Here is a 17,357-nt window from a genome sequence, read left to right on the forward strand (position 1 = left end):
TATTTAACTCAAATCTAGTAAATTTAGCAAACCGAATCTACTTTTCTTACATGAAAAAATTAATACTTATCTCCTTACTATCTTTATTCTTAGCCTCTTGTGGCTCCTCCCGTAAAACTACCGAAACCGTTGTTATTGGAAAAGGTACCACTGCTGTATCCTCCAAAAGGATCTCCAAAGTGGTGAACCATGCCCAAACCTTTAAAGGCACCCGATATAAATTTGGCGGCACGGATAAACGAGGCATGGATTGTTCTGGATTGGTATATACTTCTTACAAAAGTGAGAATATAGAATTACCCAGGGTATCTAGGGATATGGCCAAAAAAGGAATCCGCATCAAATTAAAAGAGGTGCAAAAAGGCGATTTGGTCTTCTTTAAAACCAACAAGAACCGAAATGTGATTAACCATGTTGGATTAGTAGTGGAGAGCCGTAGTGGGGATATCCAATTTATACATTCTACTTCCTCCCGCGGGGTGATTGTTTCCTCCCTTGACGAAAAATATTGGAAAAACGCCTTCGTGGAGGTTAGAAGAATCATTTAAATTTTCTAATTTTAAGTACTCCCCTCAATTTTAATAGCACTTTACTGTGCTTGAAATATGAGGTTTATTAATTTTCTTATCCTTAAGTTGGCAGCCTGTCTTACTTTGGGAATTATCTTGGGTCACTACTTTCCCACTCCTTCACATATTGGCACTGCCATTTTCATGTTCCTGTTTGCACTACTGCTTATAGCCTGGTTAAGGGAACGGAGAAAACTAAAGCAAGGTCCCTTTTTTGGATTGCTAACTTTTCTGGTATTTATCGCATTGGGGTATCTTAATCTACAAAAGGGACAGCCCCATTTTCAATCAGGGCACTTTGTGCACCAACAGCATACTTCCGATGATCAAATGCTAGAGGTGAAAATAATTGAAATACTTAAGTCCGATCGCTACAATCATAAGTACTACGCTGAATTACTTAGCAGGAATCAGTTTGCTGCTAAAGGGAAGTTGCTCCTTACTATTAGAAATGACGCCTTATACCCAAAATTGAAAGTTGACAACCTATTACTACTATCTTCAAAAATTGATGAAATCCCAACATCTTTGAATCCCCATCAGTTTGACTATCGGGACTACTTGCATAAATTGGATGTTTATGGAAAAATCACTATTGCTAAAGGTGAAATTCTCAAAATTGAAACGGGGGAAACTACGGCTAGAGGATTCTCCGAAAATCTGCGATCTAACATTACCTCTAAACTTGATCAGGTTTGTCTTAGTACAGATGCCAAGGCAATTACAAAGGCCTTGGTATTGGGGGAACGCAGGACATTGGACAAAGAATTGTACAACAATTACGCGGCAGCTGGCGCTATACATATCCTTGCAGTATCTGGGTTGCATGTGGGGATACTGTTCCTACTTTTCTCATGGCTCCTAAAGCCGTTGGATTATTTTCGCAAAGGGAAATCAATTAAAGCTATTTGCATTGTGCTATTGCTTTGGGGATTTGCGTTCTTGGCTGGATTATCCCCATCGGTAGTAAGGGCTGTCACGATGTTTTCTTGCTTCGCACTTGCCAAAATGATAAACCGACCTACCAATGGGTTCAACACCCTCGCCCTCTCCTATTTCATCCTTTTGTTGCTACAACCCAGATGGCTATTTCACGTAGGGTTCCAATTGAGTTATTTGGCGGTATTTTTCATTCTATGGTTGCAACCCAATCTATATCGTTTATATCGCCCAAGAACCTTGGTTGATCGCTATTTGTGGGGATTGATTACAGTAACCCTATCGGCGCAAATTGGAGTGGGCCCATTAAGCCTCTATTATTTTCATCAATTCCCGGGGCTGTTTCTTTTAACCAATATGGTGGTATTGCCATTTCTAGGAGTTCTACTGGGTCTTGGATTGGTGACCGTGATATGGTCATTACTCGGAAACGTCCCTGAATCTATGGTATTTGTATATGACGCGGCCATAGGCTTATTAAATCTCTTTGTACAATGGATCGCATCGCAGGAGTCCTTTTTGTTTAGCAATATTGCTTTTTCCCTACCGAAAATGCTGATAGCTTATGCCTTCGTGTTTTCCCTTGCATATCTATGGAGAACAAAAAACAAGAGATTGGTGTTGTCAAGCTTACTCCTAATCGCACTATTTCTGAGTATTCACCGGTGGGAACAGAAAATACATTCCCATGAGGAATTAATTGTACTGCACAAACCTCGAACGAGTCTTATAGCATATAAAAATAATGATCATATAACCCTATTTACAAATGATTCTTTAAACCCTTTAAGGTCATACCCAATAAAAGGGTATGTGACCGAAAACCATATTTCCAAAAATAAGGTGAGTGCTATTCCAGATATCTTTTTATTTAAAGGAAGAAGTATTATTCGTCTGGATAGTGTGGGAATCTATTCCAATAAAAGAACCGACATCGTCATTCTTTCGGAAAGCCCGAAAATTCACTTGGAGCGATTAATTGAAAGTCTACAGCCACGACTTATTATTGCCGATGGTAGTAATTATAAAAGCTATACCCAACGGTGGGAAAAAACCTGTAAGAAACGACAGCTCCCATTTCACAATACCAGTGAAATGGGAGCCTATATCATAGAATAATTTCTGACCTATTTGAAGGTATGGTTAAAGTTGTCCCTATACTCTTCCCAAGCCTCGGTGGTGGTCAATTTTTTATAGTCCCCATTGGCAATCATTTTCAGGTAAATCTCCAAATCCCTTGGACTTTTATATCCCGCTACTGCTTGAATAAGAGCACCATCCTTCTCAAAAAATACCAGACTTGGATATCCCCTTAGTTTAAGGGCATCCGCAAAAAAATGGGTTGCATTGCGCCCTTTTCTTTCTGGTTGATAGTTAGGATTGGTGTATGTGAAATCTTGATAGGTAATTTCTTCAGTTCCTTCTGCATTGAACTTTACGGGATAGTAATTTTCATTGATAAAAGCAATCACATTTTTATCACTAAAAGTTCGCTTATCTAAAAGTTTACATGGGCCACACCATTTGGTGTAGACATCCATAAAAATATGCTTAGGTTCTTTTTCCTGAGCTGCTAGCGCTTCATTCATAGTCATCCATTCAATTTCTTGGGCCTTGGCAATGCCAGAAATTAATAAAATGAATATTAGGGCAATTCTTTTCATAACAAGTAAGATTATACTTTAAACTCGGGTTTAAAGTTTTTAAAATATTCATCGAATTGTTCCTGGGTTGTGATCTCTTTCCAAAGATCTGTTCCGAACAATTTGAGATACAATTCCATTTGTCGTGGTTTCTTATAGCTCTTTACACGATTAATAAGGTTTCCTTCTTCGTCTAGGAATAACACCGTGGGATAGGCTCGTACGCCCATAAAACGGGCAAACTGATGCTGACTGTTTCGTCTCATGGCCTTTGCAGGATCGAAACCGGGGTTGGTATATGCCTTGTTCTGATAATTTACGGATTCATTTCCCTCTGCATTAAACTTTACCGCATAGAAATTTTTGTTCACGTATGCTACCACGTCCTTATTACTAAAAGTATCACGGTCCAACATCTTACAGGGCCCACACCAATTGGTGTACATGTCTATAAAAATCTTTTTGGGTTTTTTGGCCTGTGCCGCAAGGGCCTCATCCATGGACATCCAATTAATCTTCTGGGCCGAAGCGACCGAAACTACCAATAAGGAAAGTAAGAGTACAATTCTTTTCATGGGACTTAAATATAACAGGTTGTAATATAGCAAAAAACGTTCCACAATGGGAACGTTTTTTGGGCGTTTTTGTTGTTTCTATCTTACGCCGTGCATAAGTCTTTTCAATAATGGGTGTAAGCCAAATGAAATTAAACCCAATACAATTGGAACTATGGTAAATATTAAGAAGAAATGAGACAATCCACTTTCTTCTGTAATTTTCTCTATATCACCCCCAACATAGTGTGCCATTTTATTACCTATTGCAATGGCTAAATAATAGACCCCAAACATAAAACCTACCATTCTTGCGGGAACCAGTTTACTTAAATATGATAATCCCATTGGGGACAAGCATAATTCTCCCAATGTGTGGAATAAATAGGCAAGAACCAACCATATCATACTTAACTTGGCAGTTTCTGCACCTAACGGGACATTCCTGGCTGCAAAAGCCAATAATCCAAAGCCTATAGCCATGATAATAAGCCCTAAACCATATTTAACAGAAGCCGGTGGGTTGTACTTACTATCCCACCATTTTGTGAATAAAGGAGCAAAAATTATTATAAATAGTGAGTTCAAAATTGCAAACCAAGTGATTTCCACTTCTTTAGCCTCAACACTAAAATTGATGTACAATTTGTAGATTACCAAAATCCAAATAACAACAAAGCTCAAAGCCAAAACTATATTGGATAAGCTTATTCTACTAAAAGTCTTTCGAAATAACTTAATTAGCACATAAGTGATTATTCCAATTGGTACAACAGTCACTATTAAATCTATTATTTTAAAGATCAAAGCAGCATTTCCCTCTAAAACTCTGTCCGTAAAATCTCTTGTATATAAAGGAAGAGAACCTGCTGCTTGTTCGAAAGCTGCCCAAAAGAATACGGTGAAAATGCAAAAAATAGTAAAGGCAATCATCCTATCCCTTACAATCTTTTCATAACGCGGAATCCTTACAATTAGAATCAAAATAAATATAATAGCGGACAGCAAAGCAAAAAACAGTGAATCGCCCATTCCGGCTACTTTGAAATTCAAGGTATTAATGTTACCTATCTTACTAAGAGGATCATTAATAATAAAAATCAATGCTGAGATTATAAAAACACCGATTAAGACATAATCAAGGGTAATAAATCTATTTAATTTACCACTTATTTTTTCTTTGGAAGTTTCAACATTGTCAACCAATGTGTCTATCAAATCTTCTCTTTCATTAGTAGGCTTAGTTCCAACATCTCCAAATAAGGGTTGCGCATAATAAAATTGAATCATCCCCAAAAACATGAAGATCCCTGCCAATCCAAAGCCCCAGCTCCATCCAACATTTTCACCCAACCAACCACATAACATAATTCCCAGAAATGCACCTGCATTTACACCCATATAGAAGATATTGTATGCCCCGTCTTTCTTGTCGTCGTGTCCTTCATACATCTTAGAAATTATGGATGTCATATTAGGCTTAAAAAAGCCATTCCCTAAAATCAACAAAGTAATTCCAATGTAAAGAAAAGTTGGGGTTTCAATAGCCATAGATGCATGTCCTAAGGTCATTAATAGTGCTCCTATTACAACTGCCATGCGATAACCAATTTTATTATCTGCCAGCCAGCCACCAACTATTGGCGTTAAATAAACAAACATAGCATACGTCCCTAATAATGATAGTGCTGCTGTCTTATCCCAACCCCAGCCCGGGTTTTCTCCTGTAACCACTCCGGTAAGGAATATTACTAATATGGCGCGCATTCCATAATAAGAGAAACGTTCCCACATTTCTGTAAAAAACAGGACAAAAAGTCCTGCAGGATGGCCTAGCACTTTATCTTTAAAAAAGTTTTCTTTAGTAGTAGAATTCATAAAACTGATTTTAGTTGAAATATAAAAACAACAAAGCCCTAATCAATTGAGACCAGGGCTTTGTTTTCAATGTTTTTTCTAATTATCTGCTAATTCGAAACCTTCCGCTTCTTCATTTCGAAGATCCCTTTCATCATCCTCCGCACCGTGAGTTAGTGCTTCCAATTTCTTTCTAAATATCATTACTAATAATCCAAATGACACACAGAATACAGCTATCCCGGTAAATATTGTAAACTCACCTAGAGACTCTGAAGCCTCTCCCAATAGACCTGCCAATTTATTTCCAAATCCAGTCATCGCAAAATATACCCCCATCATTAAAGAAGCATATTTTAAAGGAGCCAATTTCGTGATATAGGAGAGTGCTACTGGAGAAATACATAATTCTCCAACGGTATGGAATAAATACGCGAGCACTAGCCAATACATAGCAGAAGCACCATTACTTTCATATTGTCCAGCTGCAGCCGTCATAAAAAAGAATCCTGTTCCCATAATAATTAGACCTATGATCATCTTAAATAAAGAAGTGGAAACTTTCCCCTTTAGCTTTCGCATTGCCCAATAAGCAGCTACCGAAGTTCCCAAAAATATAATAAACATGGCATTCAGAGACTGGAACCATGAAGCAGGAACTTCCCATCCCATTAACATTCTGTTTGTTTTCTCTGAAGCATAGATATTCATTAAACCTCCTGCCTGCTCAAAAGCTCCCCAGAAAACGATAACCAATAAGAATGAAATAAACAAAACGACAACCCTGTCCTTTTCAATCTTCGTCAATGGCTTTTTCATGGCTTCTTTCTCTTCTAGATTTTCAGAGGTTCCTAAGAAATTACCCACTAATTTTAAATGCTTCTGACCTGCAAGATATTGAATGAGACCAAGTGCCATTCCAATTCCGGCCAATCCAAAACCATAATGCCATCCATGCACCTCACCTACATACCCCACGATTAGGGCCGCCAAAAATGCTCCAATGTTGATCCCAATATAGAAAATTGTAAATCCTTTATCCCGTCTAATATCTCCTTGTTGGTACAATCCACCAACCATAGTAGAAATATTTGGTTTCAGCATTCCTACTCCGGATACAATTAAGCCCAAACCTGTATAGAATGCCCACAATTCTTCCACAGCTAAAATACTATGTCCAGCCACTAGTAAAATCCCACCGTATAGAACCGATTTTTTCTGACCTAAAAACTTATCAGCAATCCAACCACCTGGAATAGAAGCTACATAGACTAGCATCGTATATGTTCCATATAAAGAAAGAGCATCTCCATTAGACCATCCGAGCCCCGCATTATCTGCTGTGGCTTCCGCTACTAAATAAAGAACCAAAATAGCTCGCATTCCATAGTAGGAAAAACGCTCCCACATTTCGGTAAAAAACAGTACGTATAAACCCACTGGGTGACCGAATAATTGTTTTTGATTTTGGAGAGTTGTTGACATAGATTTAAATATTAGTTAGTATTTTATTGGTTAGTTAATCACGAATTTCTAGAAGTCCCCCTTTAGGCTTACCCAAAGTTTCCCTTATGAAATTGGTCATTTTATTGTACAAATGAAGTCGTGTATACCCTCCATAGATTCCATGATTTTTGTCGGGGTACATCAACCAGTCGAAGTCTTTATTAGCCTGAACCAAAGCCTCGACCAAGCGCATTGAGTTTTGTACATGCACATTATCATCTGCCGTACCATGAACCAATAGGAAATCCCCCTTTAATTTATCTACATGAGTAATAGGGGAATTGTTATCGTAACCACTTGGGTTTTCCTGTGGGGTTTGCATATAACGCTCGGTATAAATTGTATCATAGAAACGCCAGCTGCCCACCGGAGCGACAGCAATGGCCATGGCAAAGGTATCTGCACCTTGGAATAAACAATTACTGGACATAAATCCACCATAACTCCAACCCCAAATACCTATCCTTTCAGCATCTATGTAAGGTAGTTTGCCTAACTCTTGCGCTACAGCAATCTGATCTTCCACTTCATACTTCCCGAGTTCCTTCTGGGTCATTTTCTTAAATTCCCGTCCTTTTAATCCAGTTCCCCTTCCATCTACACAGGCAACTATGTAACCTTCCTGTGCCAACATCTGGTGCCAATAGTCATTGGAACCTCCCCATCGATTAGCCACACTTTGCGACCCAGGACCCGAATATTGATACATAAACAAAGGGTATTCTTTGTTAGGATCGAAATCCTTAGGCTTGATCATATACATGTTTAAATCCTCACCATTTATATTAATCGTAGAGAATTCCTTTTTGGAGGTTTTATATTCGGCCACTTTTGCCTTTAATGCGCTGTTATCCTTAATTCCCCTTACTTGGTCCCCAGAAAGAGCTTCTTTTAACGTAAACTCATACGGTGTTTCCGTATCAGAAAAAGTATTGATGAAGTAGGTATAATCGGCGCTAAAAGCAGCACTGTTATTTCCTGTTTTTTGACTTAAACGAATTTTATTCTTTCCAGTACTGGTTATGGAATATACATCTCGGTTAATACTTCCATTCTCGGTACTCTGATAGTACACACGGCCAGTATTAGGATCAAAACCATAGTAGTTGGTTACTTCCCACTCACCTTGGGTAATCTGATTGATCAACTTCCCCTTTTTGCTATAGTGATAGATATGGTTCCATCCATCCTTTTCGCTCGTCCAAATGAAGCTATTATCATTTAAGAAGGTCAAATTATCTGTTACATCCACATAGGCATCATCTTTCTCTTGATGAATTAAGGAGGCCTCTCCAGATGAAGCATCCACAAATACCAAATCTAAAATGTTTTGATGTCGGTTGGTCAATTGAACACTCAACACATCATTGTCGTTGGTCCATTTAATTCGTGGGATGTAATAACTGTTGAATTCAGAAACATCCACTTCGGTAGAATTACCAGAGTTGACGTCGTAGAGATGAAGTGACACCTCGGCATTCACTTCGCCTGCTTTCGGATACTTAAATACCGTTTGGGTCTGGTACAGATCTTCCCCGTAGACATCCATTGAGAATTCAGGCACTTTCGACTCATCGAAACGAATATACGCTATATGGCTTCCATCTTTGCTCCAATCGAAAGCTCGCACAAAGGCAAATTCTTCTTCATACACCCAATCCGTTATACCGTTTATGATCTTGTTCTTTACGCCATCTGTGGTCACCTGGGTAACAGTACCACTAGAAAGGTCTTTGATGTAAATATTATTATTGAACCCATAAGCAACTTTGGTTCCATCTTCGCTAAAAGTAGGCTCCTGAACCTTATCGTCGGACAGCAATGTGATCGATTTAGAATTCACATCATAGACATAGTAAGTGCCCAGTGCCGATCTACGGAACACCTGTTTCAATTGTGTGGCCAAAAGGATTTTCGACTCATCGCTACTGAACTCATACGAGATAAAACGATTTATGTCACTCAAATCCTCACTGTCTACAAGTGTTTTTACTTTTTTACCGCTTTTATAATCGTAGACGTCTATGGCAGAAGTCCCTTTAGAACGGTTAAAATTTAATACCGAGTATTCCTTTCCATTTTTCAAGGACCGCAAAACATCCAAGCGTTCTGTACGGAAGGAACCACCCCAAATTTCTTCTAATGTAATATTCTTTTCTTGTGCTGTGAGAGTTGAAGTAAACGTTGCAAGAAATGCAAGCACAGTAAGTGAAAGTACTTTTTTCAAATTGTTAAAATTTTGTTATGCCAATTTTACTAAAATTTCCTGAAAATTCACCTGTTTTTTCTGTTAAATACAGACTGATTCTCTTTAAAAATAGCATAAAACAAGAACTTTTCGACACCTTTGTCATCAATCGCTACCAATTCCTCAATGAAGATTTTAACGCTATCTTTGTGGTCAAAATAAAAATGTGATGGCCAACCCTGTCTCAGGATTTTCGAAAAAGACCAAAGAAGAAAAAATAAAGTGGCTTGCCTCCCATTATTTGCAGGATGATCCTTCTGCTATTTCGGTATTGAAAAACTACTGGAATACGGACACTGCCCTTCAGAAGTTACACGATGACTTTATTGAAAACACCTTAACCAATTATTACCTCCCGTTTGGGATTGCGCCCAACTTTCTAATCAACGATACCCTGTATACCCTCCCCATGGTAATAGAGGAAAGTTCGGTGGTAGCCGCAGCGAGTAATGCCGCTAAATTTTGGTTGGACAAAGGTGGCTTTACCACTAAAATCCTAGGCACCACAAAAAACGGACAGGTCTATTTCAATTACTTCGGAAAAACAGAAAAGATGGAAGCCTTTTTCCATAGTGTGCGCAACACGCTCAAAAAAAGTATCGAGGACATTGAAAAAAACATGAAAAAACGTGGTGGTGGACTACTGGATATAGAATTGGTAGACCGCACCGATGCCTTGGATGGATTCTATCAATTGCACTGCACATTCGAGACCTTAGATGCCATGGGAGCCAATTTTATAAATAGTTGCTTAGAGACTATAGCAGAAACTTTTGAAAAAGAGGCAGAAACAAATCCCACTTTCAAGGAGGACAATGTGTATCCTGAAGTGGTCATGAGCATACTTTCAAATTATGTTCCAGAGTGCCTCGTTCGTGCCGAAGTGAATTGTGACGTTGCAGCATTGCATCCAGATCGGGAAAAAGCACAGGATTTTGCTGAGCGCTTTGTCCGTGCTGTCCAAATTGCACAAATGGAAACAAGAAGGGCAGTAACACACAATAAAGGCATCATGAACGGCATAGATGCGGTTATTTTAGCCACTGGGAATGACTTTAGGGCTGTTGAAGCAGGTATACACGCCTATGCCTCTAGGGACGGACAATACAGAAGCCTAACAAATGCTTCTATTAAAAACGGCAAATTCCGTTTTAGTATAGATATTCCGTTGGCCCTTGGAACCGTGGGTGGTCTTACATCACTTCATCCACTGGTAAAACTGGCCTTTCAAATCCTGCAAAAACCAAATGCCAAGGAGCTTATGCAAATTGTTGCCGTAGCTGGATTGGCACAGAATTTTGCGGCACTACGTTCCCTTGTAACCACAGGTATTCAGAAAGGGCATATGAAAATGCACCTAATGAACATCCTAAATCAGATGGAAGCAAATGCAAGCGAGAAAGAGAAGGCCGTACATCATTTTAAAGAACAAACCGTATCGCATAGTGCTGTTGTTGAATTCATTGAAAACCTTCGTGTTTAGTGACTACCCAAACATTTCATAGTCCTGGAAAATTACTCCTTACTGGAGAATATGTCGTATTGGATGGGGCAAAAGCATTGGCTATACCCACAAAATATGGTCAATCCATGCAAGTGCGGGTGTCTACCGCCACTTCAGCTATATTGAAATGGAACAGTATTGACCATCAAGGGAATACTTGGTTTCAAGAAACATTTCAAATTAAAGATTTGAACTATGAGGGCACTGAAAACTCTTTTTCACAAACGCTTCAAGACATATTGCTTACAGCAAAAGCTCTTAACCCAAACTTCCTGGATTCCAATCTTGGCTATGAAATAACCACCGTATTGGATTTTCCGAGGGATTGGGGTTTGGGAACTTCTTCAACCCTTATTTATAATATCGCATCATGGGCGGGAATTGATGCGCACTTACTACTTCAAAAAAGTTTTGGCGGAAGCGGTTATGATGTTGCAGTTGCTGCACATAGAACACCTATTTTGTATGAATTAAAGCAGCACCTTCCTATTGTGACTCCTGTATCCTTGCACTGGGAATTCACTGAGCATTTATACTTTGTTCACCTAAACCAAAAACAAGATAGTAAAGAAGGAATCTCACGATATAAAAAAGCAAAGTCCAATAACAAAATAGACTTGGATTCTTTTTCTGAAATCACTTCAGATATCATTACCTGCACATCACTCACCGAATTTTCCCGCCTCCTTTCCATTCATGAGGCACGAATTTCGGAGATTATCGAAATTCCAACGATTAAAGAAAAATTATTTCCAGACTTTAAGGGAACTGTGAAAAGCCTTGGCGCATGGGGTGGTGATTTCGTATTGGTGGTTGCCGAGAACGGGCAAGCACTCAATTATTTTAAAGAAAAAAGGTTTACCACCATTATTCCTTTCAGTGATATGATATTATAAAAAAACCCTCGAGAAATCTCGAGGGTTTTTAGTAGAATTAGCCATTATTCTATTAATAGAACTTAGCTCTATTATCTTCTATATCGGCAGCATTTTTAAGTGCGTCGAAAATTCTATTACCAATGGTTCCGCTTGCTTGTGTGTTAAGCGTATTGGCGAATGTTGCATAGTTGTCTAAGTCTGGAGCTTTATTTACGGTAGTAACCCTTACCATATACACTCCATTTTCACCGTCTATTAGACCTGTAGTCTCTCCAGCTTCCTTTCCGAAAGCAGCACCCACTACGGCTGGTTCCGTTCCGGCTCCAGCAATTGTAGGATTTGCACGTGTAAGCGCACTTGCCGATTTAACGGTAACGTTTTGGCTAGAAGCCACATCTTGAAGGGTGCTTCCTGTTATTCCTTCACGGATTTTTTGCGCCTTTTTCTCGTTTCTCAAAATAGGGGTTACGATACTTGATGCCTCAGCTACACTCTGAAGTGCCTTTTCGGTACTTTTTCTCGTTAACTGAACTACATAATACGTGTTGTTGGCTTCAAAACGTTTTACATCACCCACTTCACTTTCATCACCAAACGCCCAATTAATAATGGAACGATTATCTCCTATACCAGGTATATTGGCATCCAACTCCCCAATTTTGTTTACGGGTCTGGACTCTAACCCACCTTCTTCTACCAAAGCATTGAAGTCTCCATTTCTGGCAGCATCTTCAAACTTAGCAGCTCTTGAGAAAATATCACTTAGGGTAGTTTCACTTGCTTCCACATTCTGAGTAACGGTAGCCACTTTAACTGCTGGTTGGAAGTATTCCTGTTCTTCGATCTCAATTACATGAAAACCAAATTGTGTTTCCACTACTCCCATGTCACCAACTTTTCCTTCAAAAGAGAAATCACGGAATGGAGCAACCATTCTATTGTAAGCGAATGACTCGTATCTTCCGCCGTTTTCTACACTTCCAAGATCCCCGGAAAATTCTTTAACCATATCCCCGAATTTAGACTTGTTTCTTTTAACAACGCCTAAAATACTATCGGCTAATGATCTAGCTTGGTCAAGGGTTCTTGTAATACTATCCGTTCTGCTCAATCCTATTGGAATAAGGATATGACGTGCACTAACCGTATCCGGTAATTGTCTTCTTGCGATAACCTTAGAAAGATTCCAAGAGTCATTTACTTGGTAGGGACCATACACTGTTCCTTCTTCTAGTGTAAGAATGGTATCCTTTAGGGCAGGAGATAAATTCGCCTCTTTGATCCAATTGTCGTTGTAACCTACATCCGAATTTTCATTCACGTAAGCACCTGCATCTTCGGCAGCGTCGAACAGACTTACCTTAGCAGCCATACTTGTTTTTGCCTCTTCAATATCTTCGGCCGATGGCTCCTCGTTAAAAGTCACATATTGAATATCTACCAATGGATCTACTTCGAACTGCTTAGGGTTTGCTTTTATGTACTGTGTAATTTCAGCTTCAGATACTGCTACATCTTCATCCGCAATTTTTGTATATGGAACATACACGTACTCTACATTGATCTTATCGTTCTCGAAACGGTATTGTTGCTCTCCCTCGGTAAGGGTAGAAGCCAATCCTCCACGAACCATATTCATATAGTTGGACTGAAGAATACTTTGACGGGTACTTTCAATAAAATCATTCCACGCCTGACGTTGTTGTATTTGTGCTGGCTCGTTCCCTTGAATACTCTGTACATAGTCAAGCATCTTCACTTCGCTGTACAAACCATTGTCATCTAAGAATGTTGGGTTATTAGCCAACACCAAACTTAATTGCGCATTGATCTCTTCTTGGCTAACAGTCATACCCAAAGCATCTGTTTGTTGCTCCATAAGGACACTGCGCAATTCGCGATCCCAAACCATTTGTACGGCACGTGCAGTATTGGAACCAGGCCCTAATGATCTTTGTTGATTCTCTACCTTGCCCATGAAGTCCTCTCTGGAAAGTTCTTTCCCATTAATCACCGCAACGGTATTCTCTATTTCACCACCGCCACCGGTCTTACTGTTTATTACTCCATCCAGCACGAATGCGAATAGGGCCAGTGCAATGATTATGATAAGGAATACACCTCTTTTTCTAATACTGTTTAATATTGCCATTTCTGTTGAAATTTAATAGTGGGCGAAAATACCATTTTCCCTCGATTTATAAAAAGGATAGGCTTAAAAAAACAAGGGATTCACGAAAATTATTCTTCGTTCTTCTTGATCACCTCGACCAATTCTATTTTGGTATTGGATACTTCGACGATTTGAATGGTAAAATTCTCAATTTCCAAGGTCTCATCCTGCTTCGGTATTTCCTCGGTAAAATTAACAATCATCCCACCCAATGTTTCATAAGCATCGTCTTCCGGAAGGTCCAGTTTATAGGTTTCGTTTAGGTAATCTACTTCCAGCCGGGCAGAGAACTGATAGTGATCATCGGCAAGTTCGGTTTCGATAAGGGCGATAGAATCGTGCTCATCTTCAATCTCCCCAAAAAGTTCTTCGATAATATCCTCTACTGTAATGATTCCAGAGGTTCCGCCGTACTCATCGATCACCACTGCGATACTTTTACGCTTCTTACTCAGGATATTCAACACATCTTTCGCAAACATGGTTTCGGGCACAAAAACCACGGGCATTAGTATCTTTTTTATGACCGAGGGCTTTTTGAACAGTTCAAATGAATGAACGTACCCCAGAATATCATCGATGCTTTCGTTGTAGACCAATATTTTGGAAAACCCAGTATCGGAAAATAGTTTTTGAAGTTCCTTGGGTGTAGTATGGATTTCGATCGCCACTACTTCGGTTCGCGGAATCATGACCTCCCGAGCCTTTACTTCCGAAAATTCCAGCGCATTCTGAAATATTTGGATTTCACTATCTATTTCATCCTTTTGCTCTAATGTCTCGATTTGCTCGCTTATATAATTCCCTAGCTCCACTTTACTGAAACTTAACTGTACGGCATCGCCCTCTGTCTTAAAAAACACTTTAAGCACAAGGTCCGATATCCATATTACAAATTCCGAAATAATGGAAAAGAGCAGGTAGAATAGATAAGCGGGAAAAGCAAATACCTTTACCAGTCTATTGGCATAAATTTGAAAGAATACCTTTGGAAGGAATTCAGCCGTCAATAGGATAACCAGGGTAGAAATCACTGTCTGGGTGAGCAAACTCAAATCGCCAAGGGCATAGTTGACAATAGCATGTTCCGACGGCAAAAAGGTTTGAAACCAATCTACCAGCAGGTCACCCATGAACAATCCGTAAACAACGAGGGCAATATTATTTCCCACCAACATGGTGGCTATGAATTTTGAAGGTCTTCTGGTAATCCTTTGAAGAATTAAAGCGAGAAAATTACTTTGCTTCTTCTCTATTTCGATATGAATCTTATTGGCGGAGACAAACGCAATTTCCATCCCAGAAAAAAAGGCGGATAATACTAAGGAAAGGACAATAATCAGAATCTGAAATTCCATTTACTGGTCTTGGTTACGCTTCTCCAATCGTTTCCTAAACCATCTTTTGAAAATGAACATGAATATAGCCACTACCCCAAAAAAGCCAAACAAATACGCCCTTCCCCTGTCAGACTCCCAATTGGTTACTACAATGTAAGCAGCAAAGGCCGCCATGATTATATAGGCATATTCGAAAAATCGGTAAATAGTACTACTCATCAGATTCTTGGTTTTGGTCAATCATTTGGATACCATCATTTTTGCGGGATAAAAATACGGTAAAATCTTCATTCGCATCGAAACGGGCACCATCATTATAGGAACCGTCCTCAAAAGTAATTCTATAGGGCTTATCGGTAAACACCCATTTGTTGCTCTGGTCCCAATAGAGTTGTTCTGCATTGAGCACATTTCCGTCGGAAGTGACCAGCACCACGTTCTTTCTTAGATCCACTATTCCAGTTAAGGGATATCGAACGGCATAGTCTGAAGTAACCGTGCTCTTTTCGCCGTTTTCAAAAAAGTTAACCTCAACACCTTCCGGAAATTCCTGATAACCAAATTCCAGATTTTCATAATTGAGGAGTTTAGGCGTATTCAAGGTAGTAACTACTTTCCCTGAGTCGGTATAGACCATTTTTATGCCTAATCCCTCTCCGGCAGGTAGATCATCTTGCTGACTTAACTTCTGGACGTTTTTATAATTTCCTTCACAAGAAAAAAACGTGATGGTTGCCAAAACAACCACCACGCTTTTAATCATATATTTTATGGATATCATCCTTATAGATTAGGAACCCTAACGCTTCCTCCAACCCAACAGCTAAAGGAAACAGATTTTCCTGCCATTCCTTCGCTGAAGATATCACTCTTACTAGGAGCTCTTTGTCTATAGCTACTTGCTGCACTTCTAGCAGAACTTGCAATAGATGGATCTACACGTGCAGCCTTATCTGCCATTTGAGCCGCTAACCAGTTAATGGCTCTCTTCTCGAACACAGTACCTCCGCAATTGTTGGCACTCTTAGCGTACATTCCTGCAATTTTTAGGTAAGCAGATCCTGCATTTGGCTTAAGCTCTAACATATTTCTGTAGTACTTTCTAGCCTGCCCATAGCTTCCTTTTTTTCTGTAGTTCTCCGCCAAGCTATAGTAGTACTTTACCTTCTGGTTTGGATCTGACTCCAAAGAGATTGCTTGGTTATAGTAATCTAAAGCTTCGCTTGCCTTGCCTTCTTTTTCAGCCAATCTTCCTAAGTAGAAAGCAGAAGCCGCAGAAGGTTGCAATGTATGAAGTTGTTGTACCATCTGGAAGAACATTGGAGTATCACAGTCTTTGGAGTTCAACTTACCAGCGGCACTCTTTAACCAGCTTACGTCATTTTTCTTCTCTTCCCATAGTCTTTCATATAAAGGAACCAAGTTGGTACAATCGGCGATTGAACCTAATTTAGTATCAATACTCCCCCTGATCTTTCCATAACTTTCCAAGTTCTTCTCATACCCTTTCATTCTCTTGGTTTCCTTTGAGGATAAAGCAGTTCCAGCCTCTTCTTTCTCAATTAGCTTTGCTAATTTTCCCGCATATTTTCCTTCTTCCTTATTTATTTTTTCCTGTACGATGTCGTATAGATCGAACACTTCCTGGATATCCTTGTTTCCATCTTCGAAAAGATCCTTGGCTAAAGAGAAGTACGTATATAAGCTTTTTGGGCTTGTAAATGTATTCTCATCGGTGTTGTATGCTTTATCGAAAGCATTGAACTGATCCATTTTGGCACCAATACCATTATCGAATTTAATCTGGGCAATCTTAGCCATTTCCTTACCTACTTTGGTTTTAGCAGGATAGTTGGTCTTCATAAGATTGTAGTTACTCTCATAGTTGGCAATTTTATCGGTATCACCATTCTTGATAAAGTGCTCAAACATTTTAGCACCATATTGATAGGTAGCCAAACTGTAGGTAGGACATTCCTTCACAACCTTGTCATAATGCGGCAAAGCTGCATCGTAATTTTTAGCCTTGGCAGGCTCTATGAACAAGGAGGCCGTTACCACGCATTCGTCCATTTGGGCCAGCATGTTACTGCTAAAAGTAAGCGTTAAAGCTGCTACTAATAAAATAACTTTCGTTTTCATCGTG

The 17,357-nt window shown here is 39.4% G+C and carries 13 protein-coding genes and 1 pseudogene; 4 read left to right on the top strand and 10 right to left on the bottom strand.

Annotation, left to right across the window (positions count from 1 at the left end; translation table 11 throughout):
* Nucleotides 1-50 precede the first annotated feature (50 nt).
* Nucleotides 51-548, top strand: coding sequence for a C40 family peptidase (locus AC6JAD_RS02885; RefSeq protein WP_461302651.1), 498 nt, complete (start codon nucleotides 51-53; stop codon nucleotides 546-548).
* Nucleotides 549-605: 57 nt separating this feature from the next.
* Nucleotides 606-2,627, top strand: a complete 2,022-nt coding sequence (locus AC6JAD_RS02890; RefSeq protein WP_461302650.1) for a ComEC/Rec2 family competence protein — start codon at nucleotides 606-608, stop codon at nucleotides 2,625-2,627.
* Between the two features lie 8 nt (nucleotides 2,628-2,635).
* Here AC6JAD_RS02890 and AC6JAD_RS02895 read toward each other — a convergent pair whose 3' ends face one another.
* The 5 genes from AC6JAD_RS02895 to AC6JAD_RS02915 form a co-directional block, all read right to left on the bottom strand.
* Entirely contained in the window at nucleotides 2,636-3,172 is a 537-nt protein-coding gene (locus AC6JAD_RS02895; RefSeq protein ID WP_461302649.1) for a thioredoxin family protein, read from the bottom strand.
* 11 nt (nucleotides 3,173-3,183) lie between these two features.
* Complete coding sequence (locus AC6JAD_RS02900; protein WP_461302648.1) at nucleotides 3,184-3,726, bottom strand: thioredoxin family protein; 543 nt, start codon at nucleotides 3,724-3,726, stop codon at nucleotides 3,184-3,186.
* A 78-nt stretch (nucleotides 3,727-3,804) separates the two neighbouring features.
* Entirely contained in the window at nucleotides 3,805-5,583 is a 1,779-nt protein-coding gene (locus AC6JAD_RS02905; protein WP_461302647.1) for a peptide MFS transporter, read from the bottom strand.
* A gap of 78 nt (nucleotides 5,584-5,661) precedes the next feature.
* The gene (locus AC6JAD_RS02910) at nucleotides 5,662-7,047 is read right to left on the bottom strand and encodes a peptide MFS transporter (protein ID WP_461302646.1); all 1,386 of its coding nucleotides are present in this window, start codon (nucleotides 7,045-7,047) and stop codon (nucleotides 5,662-5,664) included.
* A gap of 34 nt (nucleotides 7,048-7,081) precedes the next feature.
* Nucleotides 7,082-9,295 carry a S9 family peptidase gene (locus tag AC6JAD_RS02915; RefSeq protein ID WP_461302645.1) on the bottom strand — a complete coding sequence of 738 codons (2,214 nt, stop codon included), beginning with the start codon at nucleotides 9,293-9,295 and terminating at the stop codon, nucleotides 7,082-7,084.
* A 175-nt stretch (nucleotides 9,296-9,470) separates the two neighbouring features.
* Between AC6JAD_RS02915 and AC6JAD_RS02920 the strand changes: the two are divergent.
* Nucleotides 9,471-10,799 (top strand): annotated as a pseudogene (locus tag AC6JAD_RS02920) (hydroxymethylglutaryl-CoA reductase, degradative); the annotation flags it as partial.
* On the top strand, nucleotides 10,799-11,716 hold the full coding sequence (locus AC6JAD_RS02925; protein ID WP_461302644.1) for a GYDIA family GHMP kinase: 918 nt from the start codon (nucleotides 10,799-10,801) through the stop codon (nucleotides 11,714-11,716). The pseudogene AC6JAD_RS02920 and the gene AC6JAD_RS02925, both read left to right, overlap by 1 nt.
* Nucleotides 11,717-11,768: 52 nt before the next feature.
* Here AC6JAD_RS02925 and AC6JAD_RS02930 read toward each other — a convergent pair whose 3' ends face one another.
* The 5 genes from AC6JAD_RS02930 to AC6JAD_RS02950 all read right to left on the bottom strand — a co-directional run bounded on the left by AC6JAD_RS02930 (nucleotide 11,769) and on the right by AC6JAD_RS02950 (nucleotide 17,353).
* A complete protein-coding gene (locus AC6JAD_RS02930) occupies nucleotides 11,769-13,850 on the bottom strand; it encodes a peptidylprolyl isomerase (RefSeq protein WP_461302643.1) in 2,082 nt (693 codons plus the stop codon).
* Nucleotides 13,851-13,939: 89 nt separating this feature from the next.
* The gene (locus tag AC6JAD_RS02935) at nucleotides 13,940-15,229 is read right to left on the bottom strand and encodes a hemolysin family protein (RefSeq protein ID WP_461302642.1); all 1,290 of its coding nucleotides are present in this window, start codon (nucleotides 15,227-15,229) and stop codon (nucleotides 13,940-13,942) included.
* Nucleotides 15,230-15,430, bottom strand: coding sequence for a hypothetical protein (locus AC6JAD_RS02940; protein ID WP_461302641.1), 201 nt, complete (start codon nucleotides 15,428-15,430; stop codon nucleotides 15,230-15,232).
* Complete coding sequence (gene lptC / locus AC6JAD_RS02945; RefSeq protein WP_461302640.1) at nucleotides 15,423-15,992, bottom strand: LPS export ABC transporter periplasmic protein LptC; 570 nt, start codon at nucleotides 15,990-15,992, stop codon at nucleotides 15,423-15,425. Before lptC ends, AC6JAD_RS02940 begins: the two co-directional genes overlap by 8 nt.
* 2 nt (nucleotides 15,993-15,994) lie before the next feature.
* Entirely contained in the window at nucleotides 15,995-17,353 is a 1,359-nt protein-coding gene (locus tag AC6JAD_RS02950) for a hypothetical protein (protein WP_461302639.1), read from the bottom strand.
* Nucleotides 17,354-17,357 lie beyond the last annotated feature (4 nt).

It is taken from the genome of Aureisphaera sp. (assembly GCF_059726885.1).

Excerpts from the sequence above, each read along its gene's own strand:
- AC6JAD_RS02885 (WP_461302651.1), top strand. The coding sequence starts at position 51 with ATGAAAAAATTAATACTTATCTCCTTACTATCTTTATTCTTAGCCTCT.
- AC6JAD_RS02890 (WP_461302650.1), top strand. The coding sequence starts at position 606 with ATGAGGTTTATTAATTTTCTTATCCTTAAGTTGGCAGCCTGTCTTACT.
- AC6JAD_RS02895 (WP_461302649.1), bottom strand. The coding sequence starts at position 3,172 with ATGAAAAGAATTGCCCTAATATTCATTTTATTAATTTCTGGCATTGCC.
- AC6JAD_RS02900 (WP_461302648.1), bottom strand. The coding sequence starts at position 3,726 with ATGAAAAGAATTGTACTCTTACTTTCCTTATTGGTAGTTTCGGTCGCT.
- AC6JAD_RS02905 (WP_461302647.1), bottom strand. The coding sequence starts at position 5,583 with ATGAATTCTACTACTAAAGAAAACTTTTTTAAAGATAAAGTGCTAGGC.
- AC6JAD_RS02910 (WP_461302646.1), bottom strand. The coding sequence starts at position 7,047 with ATGTCAACAACTCTCCAAAATCAAAAACAATTATTCGGTCACCCAGTG.
- AC6JAD_RS02930 (WP_461302643.1), bottom strand. The coding sequence starts at position 13,850 with ATGGCAATATTAAACAGTATTAGAAAAAGAGGTGTATTCCTTATCATA.
- AC6JAD_RS02935 (WP_461302642.1), bottom strand. The coding sequence starts at position 15,229 with ATGGAATTTCAGATTCTGATTATTGTCCTTTCCTTAGTATTATCCGCC.
- AC6JAD_RS02940 (WP_461302641.1), bottom strand. The coding sequence starts at position 15,430 with ATGAGTAGTACTATTTACCGATTTTTCGAATATGCCTATATAATCATG.
- lptC (WP_461302640.1), bottom strand. The coding sequence starts at position 15,992 with ATGATATCCATAAAATATATGATTAAAAGCGTGGTGGTTGTTTTGGCA.
- AC6JAD_RS02950 (WP_461302639.1), bottom strand. The coding sequence starts at position 17,353 with ATGAAAACGAAAGTTATTTTATTAGTAGCAGCTTTAACGCTTACTTTT.